The 24,187-nt window shown below is 55.4% G+C and carries 18 protein-coding genes; 8 read left to right on the top strand and 10 right to left on the bottom strand.

Annotation, left to right across the window (positions count from 1 at the left end; all coding sequences use genetic code 11):
• Positions 1-149: 149 nt before the first annotated feature.
• Complete coding sequence (locus AAFN83_RS20325; RefSeq protein WP_347772857.1) at positions 150-1,004, top strand: SDR family oxidoreductase; 855 nt, start codon at positions 150-152, stop codon at positions 1,002-1,004.
• Between the two features lie 42 nt (positions 1,005-1,046).
• Here the strand turns inward: AAFN83_RS20325 and AAFN83_RS20320 are convergent, their stop codons facing one another.
• The 6 genes from AAFN83_RS20320 to AAFN83_RS20295 all read right to left on the bottom strand — a co-directional run bounded on the left by AAFN83_RS20320 (position 1,047) and on the right by AAFN83_RS20295 (position 11,161).
• The gene (locus tag AAFN83_RS20320; RefSeq protein ID WP_347772785.1) at positions 1,047-2,294 is read right to left on the bottom strand and encodes an MFS transporter; all 1,248 of its coding nucleotides are present in this window, start codon (positions 2,292-2,294) and stop codon (positions 1,047-1,049) included.
• Positions 2,295-2,472: 178 nt separating this feature from the next.
• A complete protein-coding gene (locus AAFN83_RS20315) occupies positions 2,473-4,503 on the bottom strand; it encodes a beta-galactosidase (RefSeq protein WP_347772783.1) in 2,031 nt (676 codons plus the stop codon).
• A 230-nt stretch (positions 4,504-4,733) separates the two neighbouring features.
• Positions 4,734-7,106, bottom strand: a complete 2,373-nt coding sequence (locus tag AAFN83_RS20310; protein WP_347772781.1) for a glycoside hydrolase family 95 protein — start codon at positions 7,104-7,106, stop codon at positions 4,734-4,736.
• A 250-nt stretch (positions 7,107-7,356) separates the two neighbouring features.
• Positions 7,357-8,571: a glycoside hydrolase family 130 protein gene (locus tag AAFN83_RS20305; protein ID WP_347772779.1), complete on the bottom strand. Its 1,215-nt coding sequence runs from the start codon at positions 8,569-8,571 to the stop codon at positions 7,357-7,359.
• Between the two features lie 133 nt (positions 8,572-8,704).
• Positions 8,705-9,718, bottom strand: a complete 1,014-nt coding sequence (locus AAFN83_RS20300) for a glycoside hydrolase family 130 protein (RefSeq protein WP_347772777.1) — start codon at positions 9,716-9,718, stop codon at positions 8,705-8,707.
• Positions 9,719-10,150: 432 nt separating this feature from the next.
• Positions 10,151-11,161, bottom strand: a complete 1,011-nt coding sequence (locus tag AAFN83_RS20295; protein ID WP_347772775.1) for a substrate-binding domain-containing protein — start codon at positions 11,159-11,161, stop codon at positions 10,151-10,153.
• 562 nt (positions 11,162-11,723) lie between these two features.
• On the opposite strand from AAFN83_RS20295, the gene qoxA reads away from it, so the two are divergent.
• Genes qoxA through qoxD form a run of 4 tightly spaced genes read left to right on the top strand, consistent with a single transcriptional unit; the run spans position 11,724 to position 15,590 of the window.
• Positions 11,724-12,716 (top strand): cytochrome aa3 quinol oxidase subunit II, encoded by a 993-nt coding sequence (qoxA, locus tag AAFN83_RS20290; protein ID WP_347772773.1) that lies wholly within the window; start codon positions 11,724-11,726, stop codon positions 12,714-12,716.
• Positions 12,717-12,755: 39 nt separating this feature from the next.
• Entirely contained in the window at positions 12,756-14,702 is a 1,947-nt protein-coding gene (qoxB, locus tag AAFN83_RS20285; RefSeq protein WP_347772771.1) for a cytochrome aa3 quinol oxidase subunit I, read from the top strand.
• Positions 14,699-15,295 carry a cytochrome aa3 quinol oxidase subunit III gene (gene qoxC, locus AAFN83_RS20280; protein ID WP_347772769.1) on the top strand — a complete coding sequence of 199 codons (597 nt, stop codon included), beginning with the start codon at positions 14,699-14,701 and terminating at the stop codon, positions 15,293-15,295. Before qoxB ends, qoxC begins: the two co-directional genes overlap by 4 nt.
• Position 15,296: 1 nt before the next feature.
• Positions 15,297-15,590 carry a cytochrome aa3 quinol oxidase subunit IV gene (gene qoxD, locus AAFN83_RS20275; RefSeq protein ID WP_347772767.1) on the top strand — a complete coding sequence of 98 codons (294 nt, stop codon included), beginning with the start codon at positions 15,297-15,299 and terminating at the stop codon, positions 15,588-15,590.
• A gap of 156 nt (positions 15,591-15,746) precedes the next feature.
• On the opposite strand, the gene AAFN83_RS20270 is transcribed toward qoxD, so the two are convergent.
• The 4 genes from AAFN83_RS20270 to AAFN83_RS20255 are packed head-to-tail and all read right to left on the bottom strand — an operon-like array spanning position 15,747 to position 20,388.
• Complete coding sequence (locus AAFN83_RS20270; protein ID WP_347772765.1) at positions 15,747-17,462, bottom strand: ABC transporter ATP-binding protein; 1,716 nt, start codon at positions 17,460-17,462, stop codon at positions 15,747-15,749.
• A 36-nt stretch (positions 17,463-17,498) separates the two neighbouring features.
• Positions 17,499-18,575 carry an ABC transporter substrate-binding protein gene (locus tag AAFN83_RS20265; protein WP_347772763.1) on the bottom strand — a complete coding sequence of 359 codons (1,077 nt, stop codon included), beginning with the start codon at positions 18,573-18,575 and terminating at the stop codon, positions 17,499-17,501.
• Positions 18,576-18,595: 20 nt separating this feature from the next.
• Positions 18,596-19,357 (bottom strand): ABC transporter ATP-binding protein, encoded by a 762-nt coding sequence (locus tag AAFN83_RS20260; protein ID WP_347772761.1) that lies wholly within the window; start codon positions 19,355-19,357, stop codon positions 18,596-18,598.
• A 5-nt stretch (positions 19,358-19,362) separates the two neighbouring features.
• Complete coding sequence (locus tag AAFN83_RS20255; RefSeq protein ID WP_347772855.1) at positions 19,363-20,388, bottom strand: FecCD family ABC transporter permease; 1,026 nt, start codon at positions 20,386-20,388, stop codon at positions 19,363-19,365.
• 270 nt (positions 20,389-20,658) lie between these two features.
• Here AAFN83_RS20255 and AAFN83_RS20250 point away from each other — a divergent pair, with 270 nt between their 5' ends.
• The 3 genes from AAFN83_RS20250 (at position 20,659) to AAFN83_RS20240 (ending at position 24,177) form a co-directional block, all read left to right on the top strand.
• Positions 20,659-21,474, top strand: a complete 816-nt coding sequence (locus AAFN83_RS20250; RefSeq protein WP_347772759.1) for a DUF6492 family protein — start codon at positions 20,659-20,661, stop codon at positions 21,472-21,474.
• The gene (locus tag AAFN83_RS20245) at positions 21,471-22,610 is read left to right on the top strand and encodes a glycosyltransferase family 4 protein (RefSeq protein ID WP_347772757.1); all 1,140 of its coding nucleotides are present in this window, start codon (positions 21,471-21,473) and stop codon (positions 22,608-22,610) included. Before AAFN83_RS20250 ends, AAFN83_RS20245 begins: the two co-directional genes overlap by 4 nt.
• A 181-nt stretch (positions 22,611-22,791) precedes the next feature.
• Entirely contained in the window at positions 22,792-24,177 is a 1,386-nt protein-coding gene (locus tag AAFN83_RS20240) for a sugar phosphate nucleotidyltransferase (RefSeq protein ID WP_347772755.1), read from the top strand.
• Positions 24,178-24,187 lie beyond the last annotated feature (10 nt).

Genomic DNA, 24,187 nt, shown 5'->3' with positions numbered 1-24,187 from the left:
TCCTTTTTCATTCTAGAGCTACTTTATCAGATAGCAGGATCATTCGGCAAGTGGCAGGAATTTAGATACCCGTTCTCGAAAGGGTTTTTAATGGATTCGGTTGTTCCGAATGGAATCCCATCTGACAAGGAGGATGCATGGACATGGACCTGCGTCAGAAAATCGCTGTTGTAACCGGAGCCAATTCCGGTATGGGGCTTGCCACCACGATCCAGCTGGCCAAACAGGGGGCTACGGTCATCATGGCTTGTCGCTCCCGAGAACGCGGAGAAGCCGCTCGGGCAGAAGCCGTCCGGCAAAGCGGCTCAACCGCCATTGAACTCTTCCTCTGCGACCTTGGCGATCTTGCCAGTATCCGCTCCTTCGCTGATACGTTAACAGGCCGCCACCCGGTCATCGATCTGTTAATCAACAACGCCGGTGTGGTCAACCTGAAACGGGAGACGACGCAAGAAGGCTTTGAAGCCATGCTGGGCGTCAATCACCTCGGCCATTTTCTGCTGACCCTCCTTCTCCTCGACGCCCTCCAAAAGGCGCCGTCGGCCCGCATCATCAATGTTTCTTCCGGCGCCCATAAGATCGGGCGGATCGATTTTGCCAATCCGCATCTAACTCGAGGGTACAACGTTATCCGTGGCTACGCCCAGTCCAAGCTGGCCAACATTTTGTTTACAAAAGAGCTGGCCAGACGGTTGGCGGGAACTCACGTAACCGTGAATGCCCTTCACCCCGGAGCCGTCGCCACCAACATCGGCATGGATCGGAAGACCGGCTTCGGGAAGCGAATTCTAGCGCTCTTGCGGCCCTTCTTTCTCACTCCCGAGCAAGGGGCGGAGACCGCCTTGTATCTCGCAACAAGCGACGAGGCAGCCGGTGTAAGCGGCGAATACTACTACCGAAAAAAGCCCGCTCCGGTGTCCGTCCGCGCCGAGGATGCCGCTCTAGCGAGGGAACTGTGGACTTGGAGCGAGCAGGAAGTCGGGCTGCGTTTTTCCGTAAGATAGGTCTGAGTAAAGCAGGGGCAGTTCCGGGCAGACCCGAAACGGTTACTGAGGTGTTCTGTTCCCGTGACCTTCCATTCGTTGATAAAGGAATAGAAGCACCATACATAGCGCAAACGCTGCAACCGTCAAATAGAAAGGCATCATCGGGTTCATCTTGTAGCTCCAGCCCCCGACCACACCGGCTGGCGATGTGAAGACCAGGATGAAGACGGACAGGATGGCGAACAGATTCGCCCGATTGCTGTCATCGAGTGCATTGGCCACCACCGTCTCGAGATAGGGAGCCGTGAGCAGCGTTCCGACTGCTCCGACCACCGTGCTGAGAGACAGAACCACAATATCACCGGTCGGAGCCAGAAGAAGCAGAACGGTGGAGAGCACAGACAGGGCAAACCCCCATTGCATAGCAGGAAGGAGAGCCCGCTCCGGAATACGCGGCAGCAAGAGCCACAGGAAGAGAAGCATGACAATCGATGAGAGTGCCGGGAAGAGCGAGATGATCTCCTCCCGTACGTGAAGATACTCCACCATATAGAGCGACAGGAAGGTCGATTTCAACGTCGATTGAAAGTTAAACAGAATGTAGACGCCGAACAGGAGCAAGAGCGGCTTGCTGCTGAACAAGGGGCGAGCCTCGCGGAAGTACGCGATCCAGCCCTGGCGCCCCGCCGCAGAATGCTGCCGGGTTTCCTCCATCTTGCGATAACCCATCTCCGTCTCCCGCGTCTCAAAGTGGCGGCCAATAAACTGATAAGTCATGAAGACGCAGGCGATCCCGTATAAAATGCGCATTCCAGGCACAAGGGTGTAATGGTTCACGATCAATCCGCCGAGCGGAGCAAACAAGCCGCCGACTACTCCGACAAATTGCAGGACCGTGAACACAAAGCTTCGCTCCTTGGGCGGGGTATCCTCTACCAGAAGGCAATAGAATGCGGTGTTGGGGATCTTCGCAAAGCCGTTGACAAGTGCCGCCGCAACAAAGAACCAGATGTTTTGCGCAAAGGCCCAAATCAAGGTTCCGAGCGTCCAACTGAGCAGGTCGAAATAGAGGATCGCTCGCTTTCTTCCCATGCGGTCTGTCAGGTACCCGCTCATCAAGGAAGAGACGATGCTCATCACCAGTCCCAGCGAAGTGATAAGGCCGATTCCGGTTTCATCGACGCCAAGCTGGTACATGTAAAGAGTCGCATAAGTGCTGTACATGCTGTAAGGGATCAAGAAGAAAGGCTCATACTTCAAACAGCCTCTAGCATTACCTTTCAACCGATGCAGAAGTGGAATGTTCATAGCGTCTCCTTTTGCGTTGGAATGCAGATGCTTCCCCAGTATAACGCGTTCTGTGCAGGGTTTCGACAAGGAAATCCATTTCCCGGGAAATTCTATCCTATCCGTCATGAGAGGAAGGAAACAGCGAAAAACAGGGCTCCGAATTCGTTCGGGGCCCTGCTTCATGCTTGCTCGTTTCTTACACTTGTTCCAGAATCAGTACGCCGCGCCCAGGAACAACGGCGACATCGTTCATTCCGAGCCCGCTGAGAAGATCCTTGGCTCCGTGAAGGGCTGCCGGAAGCTCCACATGAGCTGCCTCCGCATTGTGATTGAGCAGGAAGGTGAAGCGTTTGCCATCCTTGCTCCGTTCGGTCACTTCTACTCCTTCCGGAGCATTCAGCAGCGGCTTAATTCCTTTATCCTGGCAGATTTGGGCGATGAGCTTCTTCAGGAACTTCTCCTCCGGGTTCGAGGCGATGTACCAGGCTTCCCCCTCTCCATGCCGGTTTCGGGTGAGGACGGGCATCCCTTTGTAAAAGTCGCTGCCGTATTCCGCCAGCACCTCTGCCCCTTCCGCATGTATGAGGTCGCACAGCAGGTTGCAGGAATACTCTCCCGTCAGGCCGCCATACGTCTGCTTCATCACGATGCTGTTGCTCGCATCCGGGAAGAGCGCGTCGATCTCTTCCGCCCACACGCCAAGAATCGGACGAAGCTTGCCGGGATAGCCGCCCACCGTAACCAGATCGGTCTCGTTCACAATGCCGCTGAAGAAGGTGGTGATGAAGGTTCCGCCGCGCTTCACGAAGGCGTCGATCTTCTCGGCCACTCCTGGCTTGATCATGTAGAGGACCGGGGCAATGATCAGCTCATAGCGATCAAAATCATCCTCAAGCCCGATCAGATCGGTCTGAATGTGATTGTCGTACAAGGCTTTGTAGTAGTGATGAACCTGATCCACATAATTCAGCGCAATCGTCGGGCCGCTGGACAGATCGATCGCCCATCGGTTGTCCCAGTCGTACAAGATCGCTGCCTTGGAGGTCAGGCGCGAATCCAGCAGCTTGTCCTCGAGCTTCACCAACTCCTGACCCAGTTCCGCGCATTCGCGGAAGACCCGGGTGTGCTCGTGGCCGACATGCTCGATGACCGCGCCGTGGTACTTCTCGCAGGCGCCGATGGAGCGCCGCAGCTGGAAGAACATCACCGTGTCGGCTCCATGCGCAACAGCCTGGTAGCTCCACAGGCGCATGACGCCGGGACGCTTCAACGAGTTGTACGCCTGCCAATTCTGCTGGCTTGGGGTCTGCTCCATCAGCATGAACGGCTGTCCGCCCTTCAGCCCGCGCATCAGGTCATGGGTCATGGCGGTCATGCTGACCGGGGTGTCGAGCGACGGATAACTGTCCCAGGAGACGACGTCCATATGCTTGGCCCATGCAAAATAATCAAGCTCCGGGTAGGTCCCCATCAGGTTGGTGGTGATGGCAACATCCGAGTGCTTCTTGATCGCATCATACTCCAGGCGGTAGCAATCCAGCAGCGATTCCGATTGGAAGCGGCGGTAATCGAGCGAGATGCTTTGGAAATTGGAACGGCCGCCGCCCCACTCTTCGCTCATGCCGCTCGGCGGTACGATATCCTCCCACTCATAGAATGTGTGGCCCCAGAAGGAGGTGTACCACGCTTTGTTCAACGCCTCGATGGAACCGTACCGCTTTTGCAGCCACACACGGAAGGCGGCGGCGCAATTCTCGCAATAGCAATAGCCTCCATACTCGTTGGCGATGTGCCAGGCGGCTAGAGCAGGATGATCCTTGTACCGCTCCGCCAGCTTGTCCGCGAGCAATTCGGCAAATTTCCGGTAGGTCGGGCTGTGTGGACAGGAGTTGTGCCGACCCCCAAATTGGCGCTTCAGGAGGTTATGATCCACCCGCCGGATGTCGGGGTACTTTCTAGCCATCCAAGCCGGATGTGCTCCTGTACTGGTTGCAAGGCATACCTTGATGCCTTCCTCATCCAGGCGGTTCAAGATCTTATCCAGCCATTCAAAGTGATAGGTCTCTTCGTCCGGTTGAATTCGCGCCCAGGAGAAAACGTTCACCGTCGCCACATCGATGCCGGCGAGCTTAAACATGCGCAGGTCTTCTTCCATCGTCGCTTCATCCCATTGCTCGGGGTTGTAGTCCCCGCCGTACCAAATCTTTGGGAACTTGTCGTGGATCATGATGTTCACCTCGTTGTAGAATCAATTATTTAGTTGAACTTGTGAAATCTGCAGAAAGAGCACTGCGAGAAGAGGTCGAGCCTCCGGTCGCTGTTGTTTTTCAATTTCTCAAATATGATTTTCATAGTAGGGTTGAAATTGAAAAACAAAGGCGATCGCTTCGCTCCTCTTGCTGCAACCTTTCCCTCCGTGCTTCTTCGCCGTTTTTCGTTCAACTTATCTCGCTTCGTTCACGCAGGAAGCACACAATATTCGACGCCGGCTTCCGTGCGGATCCCCTCGGGAGGGCACGGCACGGCTCCAGTCGGTCCGATGATGCACCATTTCTCTGAATCGGCTACTCGCAGCGTCTCTCCCGCGAGGGAAAGGATCTTCGCTTCGGTCAAGCTGCCATCCTCCCAGGCAAGGGAAACCTCAAAGCCTCCGCGCGCCCTCAGGCCACGGATCGATCCGGTCGACCACTCGGCGGGAAGAGCCGGCAGCAGGTCGAGCTCGCCGAGATGGCTTTGCAGGAGGCATTCGGCAATGCCGGCGGCTCCGCCAAAGTTGCCGTCAATCTGAAACGGAGGATGAGCATCGAACAGGTTCGGATAAGACGAACGGGCGAGCAGCGTGCGGATGAAGTGATGAGCTTCCTCTCCGTCGCGGAGACGGGCGTAGAGGTTGATAAGCCAAGCGCAGCTCCAGCCGGTATGCCCGCCGCCGTTGACCAGGCGGCTTTTGAGCGTCTGCTTGGCAGCCGCAACAAGCTCCGGCCGTTCCTTCTCATTCATCTGCCGTCCTGGGTAGAGGCTGAACAGGTGAGAGACATGGCGATGTCCCGGTTCGTGCTCAGCGAAAGGACGGTACCACTCCCGCAGACACCCTTGTTCGTCTACCTGGAACGGATACAGCCGTTCGGATGCGCAGTCGAGTTCCTCTGCGAAGGAGGAATCGATCGCAAGCTTACCCGCCGCCTCACTAACGGCAGCGAACAGCTCGCGCAGGAGGGACATGTCCATGGTCGTGGCCATGGAGACGCTGCAAGGCTTTCCTTCCTCCGTGAGAAAGAGGTTTTCCGGTGTCGTCGAGGGGTTGGTTACGAGCCAGCCCTCCGGTGATTCCTGCAGCAGATCCAGACCGAAGAGAGCAGCCCCCTTCATCAGCGGATAGGCTCGCTCGCGGAGGAACCTCTCATCGCGCGTGAATTGGTAATGCTCCCACAGGTGGAGCACCATCCAGGTGCCGGCCATCGGCCAATACGCCCAGCTGGGCGAGCCCTCAGCCGGAGTGGACATCCTCCAGAGGTCCACATTGTGGTGAGCCGTCCAGCCGCGGCTGTTGTAATGAATGCGCGCTGTTCGCGCCCCCGTCACGCTAAGCTCGTCAAGCATGGTAAACAGCGGCTCGTGACACTCGCTAAGGTTCGCCGTCTCAGCGATCCAGTAGTTCATCTCCGTATTGATGTTGGTCGTATAGTTGGAATGCCAGGGCGGCTCGACATGATCGTTCCAGATGCCCTGCAGGTTAGCCGGTTGGGTTCCTGGGCGCGAGCTGGTAATCAGAAGGTAGCGTCCATATTGGAAGTAGAGCGCTTCCAAAGCGGGATCGGCTTCGCCTTGCTTGTAGGCAGCCAACCGATCATCCGTTGCCCAGACGCTCTTGGTCGCGTCTCCCCCGAGGGACAACTCCATTCTTCGGAAAAGGCTGCGGTGATCCTCCAGATGCCGTTGAAGCAGTTCCCCAATGGAAAAGGTTCCGGCTTCCGCAAGCCTTCGGTTGCACAATTCCTGCAGCTCAGCGTAATCGGTTCCCGGCATAGCCGCAAAGCCGCGGAAGCTGGTTTCAGTTGTAAACAGCAGCGTAACCTCTTGGGGATCACGGGCAAGGAGCACAGGGACTCCGGCTTCGTTCTGCTGAATCTCCGTATGAGCGGCCTTCGAGCGGAGAAGGCCTGCGAAATGAATACCCAAACCTTCCTCATACAGAACCCCCAGCGGATGATCGCCTAAATAATTGCCTGCGATCTGGCTCGGGCATTGCCCGGTGAGAAGCAGCCCGCCGTCAGCGGCATGAATCGTATGAAGGAGCTTGGAGCTGAGCGACACTCGAATATCGACAGGAGCTTGGCCCAAGGATCGAATGCGAATGCCGAGCACTTGATCCGCTGCGCTGATAAAGACTTCGCGAAGGAACTCGCTATCCCCAAGACGGAACGAAACAGCCGCCACGCCTTGATCGAGATCCAGGGTGCGTTCAAAAGAAGTGAGTTTCTTCCCTTCTGCGCCTTGGTGCTCAATCCAGAGGTCGCCCAGCGGCTGGTAAGCTTGGCTGGTGACGCCCTGCATTTTCGTCATGATCAGCTCTTCCGCCTCGGAATACTTCTCCTCCCGGATCAGCTCCTGAGCCTTCTTTAGATGGCGAAGCGCTTGATAGTTATTCGTGTCTCGCGGAAAGCCGCTCCAGAGGGTGTCCTCATTCAGCTGAATACGCTCCTTGAGCGCTCCTCCGAACACCATCCCCCCCATGCGTCCGTTGCCGATCGGCAATGCTTCTTCCCACTCGACGGCAGGCTGTTTGTACCGCAGCATCCACGGGGAGTTATCGTTAACTTTTTCGTTCACACTTGAACCTCCTGTCATCCGGTAACTCAGCACTTACCAACGCCGAAGAACCAAATTTGAAAGTATCTCTAGTCAGGCTTATCCTACCATGGAAGCGGTTCAATGACTACCCGTAAACCGACATTTGTTTACTCCTTGCACAAAGCTTGCAGCTTAGAGGTCGAAATCGCCCGAAACAACAAAAAACCGTCCCCTTCAGGTAGTGGAGAAGCCTCCATCTCCTAGAAAGGAACGGTTATCGGTTTACTGATTAGCCTTTACGAAGAAAGGCGTATTCGGACTTCTGGAGAAGCTCCAGGTTTGCCTTGATCAGCTCACTGCGCGTTGCAACGCTTGCGTAGGAACGGAGACCGTCCTCCGGCGTATTCTTCACGTAGTCAACCAACTGCGCAACCGTCGTCTTCGCTACATGGCAGCGAGTATCCGAGGAAGCGTAGTACAGGAACACATCTCCGTTCTCACGGGCGATGAGACCGTTGGTGAACACGACGTTGGATACGTCGCCGATGCGTTCGATTCCTTGCGGAGCGATCAGGTAACCGCCCGGGGAATGCGTAACGCGATTCGGTTCCTTCAGGTCGGTCATGAACGCGTAGATCACGTAGCGCAGACCTGCAGCGGTGTTGCGAACACCGTGCGCGATATGCAGCCAGCCGTGCTCGGTCTTGATCGGAGCCGGGCCTTGGCCGTTCTTGACTTCCTTGATGGTATGGTACACCTTTTCGTCCACGATCGATTCGTGATCGACGACAGCCGGATTTATGCTGTCCGACAGGCCCCAACCGATTCCGCCGCCGGAGCCCGCTTCGATGAAGCCGTCTTGCGGACGGGTGTAGAAGGCGTACTTGCCGTCTACGAATTCCGGGTGAAGCACCACGTTCCGCTGTTGCGGAGAAGGGGTCTTCAAGTCCGGAAGGCGCTCCCAGCTCACCAGGTCCGTCGTGCGCACGATGCCGCATTGGGCATACGCGCTCGACGTATCGCCGAAGGGAGCGTTCGGGTCCTTGCGCTCAGTGCAGAACAGGCCGTAGATATAGCCGTCTTCATGCTTCACGAGGCGCATATCGTAGATGTTGGTGTCCGGAACATCGGTTTCCGGGATTTGGATCGGGAAGTCCCAGAAGCGGAAGTTGTCCACTCCGTTTGCGCTCTCCGCAACAGCGAAGAACGATTTGCGGTCCATTCCTTCCACACGAGCAACCAGATAGAACTTGCCGTTCAGTTCGATTGCACCCGGATTGAACGCGGCATTGACGCCGTTGCGCTCCATCAGGTACGGATTCGTCTCCGGGTTAAGATCGTAACGCCAGTAGAGAGGAGCATGCTCCGCGGTCAGAACCGGATTCGTGTAGCGTTCATAGATGCCGTTGCCGAGCTCCTCCGGGGGGTTCGGTCGAGTCACCAGCTCTTCATAATCGGCGGAAAGGCGGTTCAGCCTTTGCCAGAAGAAGGTTTGATCGTTCATTTCCATATCTCCTCTCAGGTAACCGTTAAGACGGCGAGGAAACGAGTACCGCTAATTTGTTGACAAAGCTCCCAAAATCGTGGAGCTTTTATCATCAAAAGCAGGCACTAATTTCCTCGCATCTCCTAAGCGATTAACGGTAGCTTTCTGCGTCTCCCGGGTTCAGGTCGTTGTGCTCCTTGATCCAGTCAACCAGCGTGTTCACTTCGGTAAAGGCAACCGCTACATGGGTGTCAGCTGCGCCGTAGTAGATGGCGATGCGTCCGGTAGCCGGGTCATGCAGCGTAGCGCAAGGGAAAGCGACGTTCGGAACGAAGCCGGTCGTTTCGTAGGATTCTTCCGGCGTGAGCAGGTAGTCTCCGGAACGGTACAGAACCTTCGAAGGATCTTCCAGGTCAAGAAGAGCTGCGCTCATGCTGTATACGAAGCCATTGCAAGTTCCGGATACGCCGTGGAAAATCATCAGCCAGCCTTCGTTTGTTTCGATCGGGTTAGGGCCGCCGCCGATTTTGACGCCTTGCCACCAGCCGTTGCCGCCACGAGTCATCACGCGACGGTGACGTCCCCAGTGAACAAGGTCCGGGCTTTCGCTCAGGAAGATGTCGCCGAACGGCGTATGTCCGCTGTCGCTCGGACGGCTAAGCAGAAGGTATTTGTCGCGAATCTTCTTCGGGAAAAGGATGCCGTTCCGGTTAAACGGAATGAACGGGTTTTCCATACGAATGAAGGTTTTGAAGTCCGTCGTGCGGCCCAGGCCAAGAGCAGCGCCGCCGAAGTCCGTACACCATACGATGTAATAGGTGTCTTCAATCTTGACGAGGCGCGGGTCATAGGCATAGTTCGGTTGGTACGGGTTGCCTTCTTCGTCCACCCAGTGCACTTCTTCATCTTCGATATCCCAGTTGAAGCCGTCATTGCTTCGTCCCAAGTGAATTTGCGGACGACCGTTCTTATGGTCGGCACGGAAAACGCCGATGAAGCCGCCTTCATAAGGAAGAACAGCGCTGTTATAGATACGAGCCGATTTCTTCGTGGGGTTCCAAGGAATAATAGGATTGTTGGAGTATCTCCAGATAACGGACGAATTGTCCGGACGTTCTTGCCATGGCACGTTAGGCAATGCTTCGCCAATCATTTTCACTGACATGTTCAATTTCCCTCCCGATGGTTTCATTCATTTGATTAGACTATCCTGCAAATCCAATCTCCATGCCCTCCGGCTGAAAAACCAGTCGGAAGGTCTCTGCCAATGTGACAGTCTTGCATTAGGTTATCGATTAAGTAACATGTGTATTGTACCTTGTTAGCGTTTGCAGGTCAATACGGACTAACAAAAAAAACAAAAGGATCCTCCTTTCCACAAAAAAACACAACCCCCTCCTCGGAAAGCGCTTTCCAGTTCAGGCATTCACTCACCGCATACTCGTCGAACATTGGCGAAATTCGCCTGTGGAAGAGCATTCTTTCGCTTCCATCAAGCAGATCCCCCCTCCGCGACGACAGGAAAGGAACACGCTCAAACGTGAACTAACGCTTCATCGAAAAACAGGGCTGTGCAAACCGAATGGACGAATTGTTGTTAGGCGTCCCATTTGCGGACTGAATCCCGTACGAGCAGCCGTCCTCTTACGAGGATTCGCCCCTCTCCGGTCGTTTTGCCGCGAATCTTTCGGATGATGCTGCGGGCCGCCGCTTGAGCCATCTCCGTCATGTTGACCTCCACAGTCGTCAACTGCGGCGAGGCTAACGTAGAGAAGAGATCATTGTCAAATCCGACAACCGAGCAATCCTCTGGTACGCGAACCCCTCTTTTGTTTAAGAATTGAATGAGGTTATACGCGACTTCGTCGCAGTTACATACGAAAGCCGTGGGAAGCTCTTCTGGCAATTCAAAATCCACCCACCAGCCCAACTCATCCCGATCATTGATAATTGATTCCGGAACGAAGGGAATGCGATGTTCAAGAAGGGACTTGTAGAACCCGAGAAACCGGTCCTGAATGCTGCTCGTCGCATACAGATTCCCGACAAAGGCCAGCTTCCGATGTCCGTTCTGGATGAGGTAGTTGGTCATCTCGTACATGCCGTAGAAGTTATCGGTGATGACACAGTCCACAGCGGATTGTTCCGTGTAAAAGTCGAGGAAAGCAAGCGGTACCCCGCTCTCCGCCAACGCCTCAATGTATTCCTTGGAGAGCTGGCCCAAAACAATCAGCCCGTCCACCTTCCGCTCCTGGTAAATCCGCGGCAGCGTAATCGTTGCTTCTTCAGTAGGCGTCAGGATATGCAAAATGGCGGAATACTTGGATTCCTCCAGCACCTTGGAGATCTGCTCGTAGAACTTTAAATAGAAGGAATGCGACTTGCTGGTGAATCGCTCGGACACCACTACCCCCACGTTGTAGGTGTAGCCTTCCCGCATGGATTTGGCGGTCATGTTCATGCGATAGCCCATTTCAGCCGCAACCAGCTTGATCTTCTCCTTGAGTTCTTCGCTGACGCCCTCTTTATCATTAAGGGCTTTGGAGACCGTGACGCTGCTGATACCCAGAGTATCGGCCACATCCCGCATGGTTACGTTCGGTTTCATTCCTTCCCTCCTTGCCGGACAAGGTCAGCACTTTGCTGCACGCGATTTCGATAATAGGGTGCCCTCGTTGCATAAATATTCTGTAACCTAATCGATAACTCTTGTTCATCTTACGATTCACCCTGGATTTCTGTCAACAGCGAATCAGCAGGAAACCCTTTGTCCCAGCGGCTTTCTCTTCCTGCAGATAGTTGTTGCAGCTCTTGGTTCTGAATCGCAAATTTATAAACTACAATGAATTGCGGTACGTTTCATAAATTAAAATGTTACAAATTGATGAACTTTTTCAAATCAACCCTACTTTTGTGTACGAATTGTGAACGTCCAATTTATCCAGCAAAATCAGTGACTTTAATCACACCGAGCACTCCATGTAAACGTTTTATTTCGTCCTTTTTATCAATTTTGTAATGATATGTTCATATTTTTGCCTGTTAATGGAAATGTTGTTAGCATGTGTAGTTTGAGTTCAATTTGCAGCTTGATTACTATATACGTAGCGATATGCTGGGGAATCAAGCAGCAGCCTTTGCTTTTTATTACTAGAGAAAGGGGCTCCCGTATGAAAAAGAGAGGGCCATTGTTCGTGATGTTTGTCGCACTTGCCACCCTTCTGACCGGTTGCGGCAGTTCGTTTGTCGTACTCGATCCAAAAGGGCCGCAGGCGAAGACATTGTCGGACACAATCATTTTTTCCATCCTCATGATGGTCGGCATCCTGGTTGTTGTCTACATTCTCTATGCCTACATGCTGGTGAAGTACCGGGCGAAGAAATCGAGTGACGACTACATTCCTCCCCATGACGAGGGCAACAAATGGCTGGAGTTTATCTGGACGGCCATTCCTGTCGTCATCGTCATCATCCTGTCTGTGGTCACCGTGAGGTCGACCAAGGCAGTGGAAAACGTACCTGTGGGCTATGAGAACCAGAAGCCTCTCGTCGTCTATGCCTCTTCCTCCAACTGGAAATGGCATTTCAGCTACCCGGAGGAAGGCGTGGAAACGGTCAACTACGTCAACATTCCGACCAACCGTCCGATCGAGTTCCGCTTGTATTCCTTCGGACCGATCACGAGCTTCTGGGTTCCTCAGCTGGCCGGGCAAAAGTATGCCATGAGCGATATGATCACCAAGATCAACCTGGTTGCGGAAGTCCCCGGGTCCTACATGGGCAAAAACTCCAACTTTAGCGGAGAAGGCTTTGCGCATATGGAATTCGAAGTGCAGGCCATGAGTCAAAAGGAATTCGACGAGTGGGCTTCCAAGGTGAAGGCCAATGAACCGGAGCTAACCGAAACGAAGTTCCAGGAGCTGCTCAAAACCGCGCACGTTGGCCGGATGAGCTTCTCTACCACCCACTTGACCTTCAGCCCGCCTCCGGAAGGAGCGAACGCCGGGCATCAGCACGATTCTGGAGGAAACGAGGAGCACAAGAACCTGCATCCTTCTCCTGCTCCCTCTGATCGCACGGAATTCGATGGAAGCCCGGACGTCAGCCCGACGCCAACGCCGGAATCACTCTCGCCGTCGCCTTCCCATGCTCATACACCTTAATCCGTTAAGCAAGATTATCCGAAAGGAGAACCAACCCTTATGAAATGGGACGAATTTTTCGTTACCGGCGAACCGATGATTTACGGAGCGATGGTCGCCATCGCGCTCGCGTCCATCGGGATCGTTGCAGGCTTGACCTATTTCAAGAAATGGGGCTACCTCTGGCGGGAGTGGCTGACAACGGTCGACCACAAGAAGATCGGGGTCATGTACATCATCGCAGCCCTTCTCATGCTCTTCCGTGGAGGCGTGGACGCCATTATGATGCGTGCCCAAACCGCCGCCCCTGATATGAAATTCCTCGATGCGCAACACTATAACGAGGTCTTTACCACCCACGGCCTCATCATGATTCTGTTCATGGCGATGCCCTTCATCTTCGGGCTCATGAACGTCGTGATCCCGCTCCAGATCGGCGCGCGGGACGTGGCTTTCCCGCGTCTGAACGCGGTCAGCTTCTGGCTCTTCTTCGCCGGAGCGATGCTGCTCAACCTGTCGTTCGTCATCGGGGGATCGCCGGATGCCGGCTGGTCCGCTTACTTCCCGCTGGCGAGCAAGGAGTTTAGCCCGACCGTCGGCAACAACTACTACTCCATCGCACTGCAAATCTCCGGGATCGGGACACTCATGACGGGCATCAACTTCCTCGTCACGATTCTCCGCATGCGCGCCCCCGGCCTCAAGCTGATGCGCATGCCGATGTTCACCTGGTCCTCCCTGATCACGAGCGTCATCATCACCTTTGCCTTCCCGGTGCTGACGATCGCACTCCTGCTCATGATGTTCGACCGCCTTTTCGGAAGCCAATTCTTCACAATGGCAAACGGCGGGATGGATATGCTCTGGGCGAACTTGTTCTGGGTATGGGGCCATCCCGAGGTCTATATCGTGATTCTTCCGGCCTTCGGGATCTACAGTGATATCATCTCGACGTTTGCGAAGAAAAACCTGTACGGCTACAAATCGATGGTCATCAGTATGGTCGCCATCTCGCTTCTGTCCTTCCTCGTCTGGGCTCACCACTTCTACACGATGGGTCAAGGCGCAATGGTCAACGGCTTCTTCTCCATCACCACGATGGCGATTGCCGTTCCGACCGGGGTCAAAATCTTCAACTGGCTCTTCACGCTTCACCGAGGCAAGATCAGCCTGACGACTCCGATGCTGTACGCGATGGCCTTCATCCCGATCTTCACATTGGGCGGGGTAACGGGTGTCATGCTCGCCATGGCGAGCGCAGACTACCATTACCACAACACGATGTTCCTCGTGGCGCACTTCCACTATGTGCTCATTCCGGGGGCCGTGTTTGCGGTCATCGCCGGGTTCCACTACTGGTTCCCGAAGGTATTCGGCTTCCGTCTGAACGAGAAGCTCGGCAAAATCGCATTCTGGCTCATTGCCGTCTGCTTCAACATCACGTTCTTCCCGCTGTTCCTGCTTGGTCTGAAGGGCATGACGCGCCGGATGTACACCTACTCGGCCGAAACGGGCTTCGGTCCGCTCAACTTCCTCTCCTTCCTGGGAGCCTTGGGCCTTGCTGCCGGCTTCGTCGTTCTCGTCTACAACGTCTACTGGAGCTTCCGCCACAGCCCGCGTGAGACGAACGGCGACCCGTGGGATGCCCGTACGCTCGAATGGGCGACGCCGAGTCCGGTTCCGGCCTATAACTTTGCAGAAGTGCCGAACGTCAAGACGATCGACGCCTTCTGGTTCTCCAAGATCAACAAGAAGATGCCGATCTTCGAAGGCAAGCTTGAACCGATCCACCTGCCGAACAACACCGGTAAGCCGTTCGTGCTCGGCATCGCCTTCTTCTTCCTGGGCTTCTTCCTCGTCTTCAGCTGGTGGACACCCGCCATCATCGCCGGTCTTGGCGTGCTCGTGGTACTTGCGGCGATGTCCTTCGACCGCGACCATGGCTTCCACATTCCGGTCGAAGAGATTCGTGAAACTGAAAAGAAACTGCGGGGTGAACCGGTATGAAACTAGACGCTTCCCGTCCGCTTGAATATGCGACGGAGGAGAACCGGAACCGGATTCTCGGCTTCTGGATCTTCCTCGGCGCCGAAATTGCGCTCTTCTCGACCTTGTTTACGGTCTACTTCGTGCTCGTCAACCGTTTCGCCAGCGGTCCAAGCGGCTCCGAGCTGTTTGAGATCGGCCCGGTGCTCGCCGAGACGTTCGTTCTTCTAACGAGCAGCTTCACCATCGGACTCGCCATTCATGCGATGCGGCATCAGTACAAGAAGGCCGCCATGGTGTTTATCGGCGTCACCTTATTGCTGGGTCTAGTCTTCCTCGGCATCGAGATCATGGAGTTCTTCACCTACGTCCATGAGGGAGCGACCTTGTCCACCAGCGCCTTCCTGTCGAGCTTGTTCGTCCTGCTCGGCACCCACGGGGCGCACGTGACGTTCGGTCTTCTCTGGGGATCGGCTATCCTCATCCAGCTCAGCCGACACGGGTTCACGCCGGAGACAGCCAACAAGTCGTTCATCTTTTCCCTGTATTGGCACTTTCTCGACGTTGTCTGGATCTTCATCTTCAGCTTCGTCTACTTGAAAGGACTGATGTGACATGTTGAAAGAACTGTTTCCGATCCGCCATGTCGTGGGGTTTATCTCTTCGCTGCTTCTGACTGCGGCCGCGCTGTCCGTATTGGTGTTCGATCTCCCGTTCGGCGTGGACATGGGCATTCTGATCGTGACCGCCGTACTGCAAGCCTCGCTCCAACTGTTCCTCTTCATGCACATCGGTGAGGAAAAGACGACGAAGACGACGCTTTACTTGAACATCGCATACGCCCTCTTCGTCGGGTTGGTAACGATCTTCGGCACGCTGTATATCTTCGTGTGGGGCTGGTATTCCTAACGGTATGGGATGATCGTTGTCCACGCCAGTCGAGGATAACGTCCCCGCCCTACGCTCGCAACACAAAAAGGATCGCTCCATCCAGGCATTACAACCTGGTGGAGCGATCCTTTTGTCTATTCAATCGGCTTGGTGCACAGGTATTCTGGGCTTGCCTTACATTCCGAACTGGGCGTAATGCAGTCGGCTGTAGACGCCTCCTGCCGCAATCAGCTCCTCATGCTTCCCTTGCTCGGTAATCCCCTGCTCGGTGACCACCGCAATGCGGTTCGCCTCCTTGATCGTGGCCAACCGGTGGGCGATCACGAGGGTCGTACGCCCTTCGGACAATTCCTTCAGCGATTGCTGAATCGCGAGCTCCGTCTCCGTGTCGAGGGCGGAGGTCGCTTCGTCGAGAATCAGGATCGGCGGGTTCTTCAGGAACATGCGCGCGATGGCGAGTCGCTGCTTCTGGCCGCCCGACAGCTTCACGCCACGTTCGCCGATGACGGTCTCCATCCCGTTCTCCTGGGCCTGAATGAACTCCTCCAGATGCGCACGCCGCGCCGCTTCCCAGACTTCCTCGTCGCTTGCTCCCAGCTTGCCGTATAGGATGTTCTCGCGGATGGTTCCGGTGAACAGGAAGACATCCTGCTGGACAATGCCGATCTGGCTGCGGAGCGAATCCTGCGTGACCTCTCGAATGTCCACGCCATCGATGGTGATGCTTCCACCGTCTACATCATAGAAACGCGGCAGAAGGCTGCACATCGTGGTTTTCCCGGCACCGGAGGGGCCGACGAACGCGACCGTCTCTCCGCGCTGGATCGTGAAGTCCACCCCGTCCAGTACCTTTTTCTCCCCTTCGTAGCCAAAGGTAACATTCTGGTACCGGATCTCCTGCTCGAACGGCTTCATGACCGTCGCATGCGGTGTGTCCTCTACATCAGGCTCCGTATCGAGGAGCTCGGTATAGCGCTTGAAGCCGGCAAAGCCTTGCGGGTAGCTCTCTACGATGGCATTGATCTTCTCAATGGGCCGAAAGAACACATTCGTCAGAAGCAGGAAGCCGATAAACTCCCCGTAAGTAAGCTGATCCTGAATGACAAACCAAGTGCCCCCGATCATGACGAACACCGTAACAAAACGCATCATCACGTAGCTGATCGAACCGTTCCGTGCGATGAGCTTGTAGGAAGCGAGCTTGGTGAGGCGGAAGCGCCTGTTGTTCACGGCAAACTGCGCCTCTTCATGGGCCTCGTTGGAAAAGGCTTTTACGACCCGGATGCCGCCCACACTGTCCTCGATGCGTGCGTTGAAATCCCCTACGTCGCTAAAGAGCTGGTGGATGGCCTTACTCATCTTTTTATTGAAATAGATCACGAGCCAGAGAATGGCCGGAACGATGATGAAGGTCATGACCGCCAGTTGCCAGTTGATTGACACCATGAGGGCAAAGGAGCCGGCGAGCGTCATCACGGCGATAAACAGGTCCTCCGGCCCGTGATGCGCCATCTCGCCGATCATGTTCATATCGTTCGTCAAGCGGCCGATCAGATGACCGGTCTTCGTGTTGTCAAAGAACCGGAACGACAGCTTCTGAATATGCCCGAACAGCTTGCTTCGCATGTCCGTCTCGATGTTGATGCCCAGCATGTGGCCCCAATAGTTGACGATATAGGTCAGCACCGCGCTCAGGGCATACAGGGCGATGAGGCCGATGGACGCCCAGACAATCATGTCCCATTTTCCGCCGGGCAGCAGGTCATCGACAAACATATTTACGGCAATTGGAAAGGCCAATTCCAGCAAACCGGTAATGATCGCACAGCCGAAATCGAGCATGAACAACGCTTTATAAGGCCGATAATAGGCGAAAAATCTACGGATCAACGGAAGGGGCAACTCCTTTCTCTAGTTGAGGATTTCTTAGTTGAACAGGTCGGGGTACATGTCTTTGGCCAAAAGCTCCATCCCGTCGATGGTGTTGTAGCTATAGCCGAACATGTAGTTGAAGTCGACAGCATAAATTTGCTTGGTTTGAATCGCCTTCATGCCGGCCAGTTGCTTATTGGCGTAGAGGGCCTTCTTGATATCCTCAGGACTTGGGCTCGATCCCCAATTCGGAATGATCAGAACATCCGGATTCGTTTCGATCAGCTTCTCTACGCTGACCTCTCCGTCTACATTTTCGTAGGCATTGTTCAGCTTGACCATCTTGAACACATCATTGAAGAACGATTCCGTTCCAGCCGCATACACATACACCTGGTTCGGGTCGCTCATGTGCAGATAAACGAAAGTCTTCTGCTCCTTGATCCCGGCCAATTTGGCTGCGATGGCTTCTTGCCGGGTCTTGAGCTCCTGAATGAACGCATCCGCCTTCTCTTTCACATTAAAAATCTTGCCTACATTTTCAATATCCTTGTAGATGGAAGCATACGTTCCGCCAGGGATCGAGGATTCCAGCACATAGGTTTTGATCCCCATGCCGTTGAGCGAATCGACGGTTCCGACTCCCCAATCTGCATTATCGTACAGACCGCCTCGGCCGAAGACAAGATCCGGGTTGGTGCCCAAGGTAACTTCTTTACCCACATAATCATCGCTCAGAATGTTCAACTTGGCATAATCAGCTTCAACGGCCTTGTCCGGTGCACCAAAGTTGGCGCCGACACCCACGATCTTATCTCCAAGACCCAGACGCAAGAGCAGCTCCGCCGCAGGTCGGGTATTGGCCATGATGCGTTCCGGTGCCTTGTCGAAGACTTGCTCCTTGGCATCCCAGGTCGTTCCGCCCTCGGCTTTCTTGAAGTTCGGGATCGTCACCGGATAGGTGACAGTCTCGGCCGGTGTCGTTGCAGCGGTCGTGGCGGCTGCGGTTGCCTGGGCAGTGGCCGTCGAGGTAGCCGTCGGTTCACTAGAACCCGATTTGGTGGTGTTTCCGCAGGCGGTCAAAGCCACCATAAGTGTTAAGGCCGATACCGTCATCCATGCTTTTTTCATTGTAAAAAACCTCCCCTTTTCTATAGGCCAAACGCAAAGCTCAACCGGTTGGTCACCGGATTTTGATAGGTCTGGCATTTGACGTGGTAGAGCGCTTCGATGGTCCCGCTGGTGAGCACCTCTTCCGGTGTTCCATGGGCGAAGACTTGTCCTTCCTTTACCGCATAAAGGTAGTCGCAGTAATGAGCGGCCATCTCCAGGTCATGCAAAGCCGCCAGCACGCCGATCTGGAGTCCCTTCACGCAGGACAGAATCTCCAGCTGATAGCGAATGTCCAGATGATTCGTCGGCTCGTCCAGGATCATGAAGGCCGGCTGCTGGGCAATCGTTCGAGCCAGGATCACGCGCTGCTTTTCACCGCCGGACAGCGATTGGTAGCTGCGGTCCTTGTAATCCAGGAGATTCGTACGGGCTAGCGCTTCGTCCACGATGGCGAAATCCTCCTGCTTGTCCGCCTCCAGCAGCTTCTTGTGCGGAGTTCTTCCCAGCATCACCATCTGATGAACGGTCAGATCAAAGCTCATTTCGTTGAACTGACCCACGACGCCAAGCCGCTGGGACACCTTCTTCTCCGTGGTGTTCAGCACGTCCAGCTCATCGAGAAAGACCGTGCCCTTTTGCGGGACCAGACTCTTGTAAATCCCTTTCAAAAACGTCGACTTCCCGCATCCGTTCGGCCCGATCAGCCCGACGAACTGCCCGGCCTTCACCTGGACTGAAACCTGCTTGACGATGTCCTTTTTTCCAAGCCGGATATCGATTCCTTGCGCGGTCAATTCCATGGTTGTTACCCTCCGAACTGGTAGCCTTTTTTGACGATCATGTAGATAAACAACGGTGAACCGATGACCGACGTGATAATGCCGATGGGCAAATCCACGTTGTGAACCAGCGTCCGAGACAGGATATCGGACCAGAGCAGGAAGAGCCCGCCGACGAGCAGCGATGCCGGCATCAGCCGCTTGTGGTCGGAGCCGAACAATCCTCTGCACAGGTGAGGGACGATCAACCCGACAAACCCGATCATCCCCGCATAAGCGACCATCGTGCCTGTAATCAGAGCCGTCAAAATCATATAGAGCTTACGGTACACACTCAGGTTGATCCCGAGGGTAACGGCCGACTCATCGCCGAGCAGCATCGTATTCAGCACCCGGAATTGCAAGAGAAACAGCGCGCAGCCGAGCAGAACCACTACCGCCAGGATCGGCACCTTATCCCAGCTTGACGAGGCGAGGCTCCCCATCGCCCAGAAGGTCACTGATTTGATCCCTTCCGCATTGTTCGCGAAGTAGATCACGAGACTGGAAAAGGACCCGCACAATGCCCCGATGACAACCCCGGATAAGACCAGCTTTACCGAAGTGGCTTTTCCCCCAATGCTGGACAGAACGAGCACAGCGATGGAGGTGATAATCGCACCGGCAAAAGCGCCAAAGGCCACACCCATCTGGGAGAAGAATGCTCCGCCGCCGAACCCCACCAGGATCGCGAACGTAGCTCCGAGAGAAGCCCCCGACGAGATGCCGAGAATGTAAGGGTCGGCCAGCGGATTTTGCACGACCGCTTGCATGACGGCCCCGCATAGAGATAGTCCCATGCCGATGAGAAGGGCGAAGAGCACCCGCGGCATTCTCACCTGACTGATGATCGTCAGAAAGGACTGGTTCTCCACATGCTCCAGAGAGCCCAAGTGACCTCCCGTCAGCGTATGAAGCATGATCTCCATGGACTGCCCGAACGGAATCCGGACTTGTCCGATGGAGACGGAAAATACGGCGGATATGAGAATCAGGCCGATCAAGAGAAACATGATCGCAAAATAGAAGCCGCTCGCTCCTCTACGCCTGATATCCTTGCTGGTCAAATCGAAACCTCCTGCTCCTATGTAATCGAGAATCATTCCAAATAATGATATTGATAATCATTATCAATTACTTATCTTACGTGAAGTTTTGATGAAGAGCAATCCTTTTTTCCCCACTCCCAAATGGGTCCGGGTTCTCGCTTGGCCCATGCCCTTTGGCAAACCTTGCATATGTTACTCCCAACAAGGATTTTTTACAGGAGGTCGATAGGCCCAATGAAACAAGCTTCCCCTTCCCCGCTTCCCGCTCTCGATGTCATCATTCCTGCGATCGAGAAGGATTTGCCGACGCTTCCTTACGTGGTGGCTGCACTCCGAAAGCACGTTCTCCATCCTCTTCGAGCCATCCATATCGTATCGCCCGACAGCCCGCGCATTCGGGCATTTTGCCAATCCTCCGGCTGCCGCTTTGTCCATGAAAACACCGTTCTCCCCATCCGCAAAAAGGACATTTCGTACCGCTCCGCCCGCTTCGAGCGCTCTGGCTGGCTCTACCAGCAGTTGCTCAAGCTTGGGGGGGACGGTATATCCCGCTCCCGGCATTACCTGGTGATCGACGCCGATACGGTCCTTTTGCGCCCGCATGCCTTCACGGAAGGGAAAAAGGCAATTTTTTACAGCCGCAGCTGGACACAGCCCGAATATCGGAACGCGTACCGCCGACTGCTCGGGAAGAAGCCTGAGGCTCCCGGCTCCTTTGTCGCCCATTACATGGTCTTCGACAAAACCAGGCTGGCCGCACTCAAGCAGGCCATCACCGCGCAGACTGGACTCCCGTGGGTCCAGGCTATCCTGCAGCGAATCGACAAAACCAAGATGTTCGGCTTCTCGGAATTTGAAACGTACGGCCACTACCTGCATGCCCGTTCTCCAAACTCCCTGATTCGCCGCCCCACACTAAACAAAGCGTTGTCCGGCTACCCCTCGCGCGTGACAGCCAAAGAGTGGAAGGAGCTTGCCGCTCGGTACCGCTCCGTCTCCTTTCATAAACGCGGAGCTTATCTGATTAAAGGAAAGAAGGCGACCCGATGACCTCCTATCGCGTGTTCTGGAAAGGACCCGTGAAGCAGCCCACCGGCTATGGGGAGGCGAGCCGCCACTACGTGCAAGCCCTGAGAAAGCAAGGGGTGCCCGTCCGTATCACCCAGGCTGGCCTGTCATCTCCAGCGGGTGAGGGTGCCCGGAAAGGATCGGGGAAAAGCGTGCTCGTCTACCATCATCCGCCCCATTCAATCCGGCTTGGCAAGGCAAGAAACCACTATGACCGTCTTGTGCTCAATACGGTTTGGGAGACGAGCCGCCTTCCTCGCGCCTGGGTGTCTGCAATCAACCGCTTCGATGCCGTCTGCGTTCCCTCCCGTCAGAATCAGCAGGCCTTTCGTGAGAGCGGCGTCAAGGTGCCGATTTACCTCGTTCCCCACGGGGTAGATGCGGCCCGATACCGAACGAAAGCATCTCCTCTCTCTCTTCCTGGGGTGAAAGGAAAATTTGTATTTCTCTCCGTCTTCACCTTCCAGCATCGGAAAAACCCCGAGACGCTTCTCCGTGCCTACTGGGAGGAGTTCCGTGCAGGGGACCCTGTGGTTCTCATCATCAAGACGAGCGGCTTTGGACGCGATGACGAGACGTCCATTCGCCGGAAGATAGAAGCCTACCGTTCGCGGCTCGGCATCCGTCCGCAGGATGCGGCGAAGGTGCTCGTTATGGGGCAGCGGCTCTCAGAGCAAGGGCTGCAGGCCCTCTATGCCCGAGCGAATGCTTTCGTTTTGCCAACCCGAGGCGAAGGCGTTGGCCTGCCGTTTCTGGAAGCTCTGGCGAGCGGGGTGCCGGTGATTGCCACCGGTTGGGGCGGCCACCTCGATTTCCTTCACGAGGGCAACGGCTTCCTGGTGAACCATACCCTTCAGCCGCCGAGCCGCTCGATGAACAGCCCCCATGCGCTGGCTCCGCGCTTTCGCGGGCTGTTTGCCCATTCGGGGCAGCGCTGGGCGGAGCCGGACCTCGCTCATTTGCGTAAGCAGATGCGCAAGGCCTTTCGCAGCAAGAGGCTCTGCCGTGCCAAAGGCGCCCGGGGGAAAGCAGACATGCAGCACTGGAGCTGGGATCGCTCGGGCCGCTGGCTGAAGAAAGCCATTGAGCTTACCCTCGCTGCCAAGCGCAGGAGCTGACCCCAAGCGAGGCAAGGGAGGATAGTATAGGCTAACTCGCTCGAAAGCTCCAGCAGATGCGGATTTTCGGCGCCTTGCCGCGTCAACCGTCCCGGACGGCCCTCTCCTGCACCTCGAAGCGGTCATACCTTATTCCATCGAAGTCGAACCGGTCGTTCGATCTGGAGAGGGGCGTGCCTTCTTGCGTGTAGTATTGCTGTCAGGCGGATCGGGCAAGCGGCTCTGGCCGTTATCCAACGAAATCCGGTCCAAGGCGTTCTTGCGCCTGTTGGTTGCAGATGAAATCGAGGTGTCACGTGAATCCATGATCCAGCGGATCTGCCGCCAACTGAAGGCGGCAAAGCTGCTGGACGAGACGCTGATCCTCACGCACGAAAGCCAGGTAGAGATTACCCGTGCCCATGTCGGAGAGGACATTTCGGTACTAAGTGAGCCCTTCAAGAGAGGAACCTTTACGGCCATCGCTCTTGCTGCCGCTTACTATCACAGCCGATTGCAGCTCTCGCTGGATGAGGTGATTTGCGTGCTTCCGGTGGATTCCTATGTGGAGGATGGCTTCTTCGACCACATCCTGGCCGCTCCTGCTGCTCTGGCGGAGTCGGGAGCTCAGCTTGTGCTGATCGGAACGAAGCCGACCTTCCCCTCCTCACAATATGGATACATTCTGCCGGAGAAATCCGAAAGTGAAACCCATGAACTTGAAGTCGAGAACGAAGCGGCTTCCCGGCAAAGACAGGCCGTTCCCGTCTCCTCTTTTGCCGAGAAGCCCTCCCCAAAACGTGCAGAGGAGCTTATCGCCCAAGGGGCGTTATGGAACTGCGGAGTGTTCGCCTTCTCGCTTGGCTTCTTGCTCTCCTGCCTGAAGGAACGGGGAGTTCCAACCGATTACGATGCCCTGCTCGCCGTCTACCCGGAGCTGCCGGAAGCAAGCTTCGATTACGAGGTCGTCGAGCGGGCGGCCCCCATTGCCGTGCTCCCCTACTCTCATGCGTGGGAAGACTTGGGCAGCTGGGCAACCTTTGCCCCTCATTTGGGTCATAAGGTGGTAGGGGCAGGTGGAATCACCGAGGATTGTCGGAATACCCACATCGTGAACGAGACGGCCATCCCGATCCAAGTGATCGGCCTGTCCGATGTCATCGTCGCAGCGAGTGCAGACGGAATCCTCGTCTCTGCCAAGGAAGAGGCAAGCCGCATTAAATCCCTGCTGAGTAACGCTTCGGATGGGATTCGAAGCGAGGAGAAGCGATGGGGCGGGCGAACGTCCCTCAACCTCCTTCCTCCCCTGGATAGGAGCCTCTCGTCGGCAACGCCGGAACCGCTGCTTCACCAAATCTGGATGAAGTCGGGCGGCGGCTCTGAGGTTCACCTTCACCAGGATCGAGATGAGCTGTTCATCGTCTTGACCGGAAAAGGAGAGCTTCTTCGAGGAGAAGAGGTCCTTCCGCTTATCCCCGGGGCGGCTTTCCCTATCCCCCATGGTACCCCGCATCGCATTCAGGCTCATTCGGCTCTGACAGGAATCGAAGTCCACTTTGAAGTCAGCCGTTCTGAAGAGCGGCCTTAGCGCGGGAATC

This window comes from Gorillibacterium sp. CAU 1737 (genome assembly GCF_039888655.1).
Classification (GTDB): Bacteria; Bacillota; Bacilli; order Paenibacillales; family NBRC-103111; genus Gorillibacterium.
Note: the sequence above shows the minus strand (reverse complement) of the source record. Positions and strands in the feature narration are given on the sequence as shown.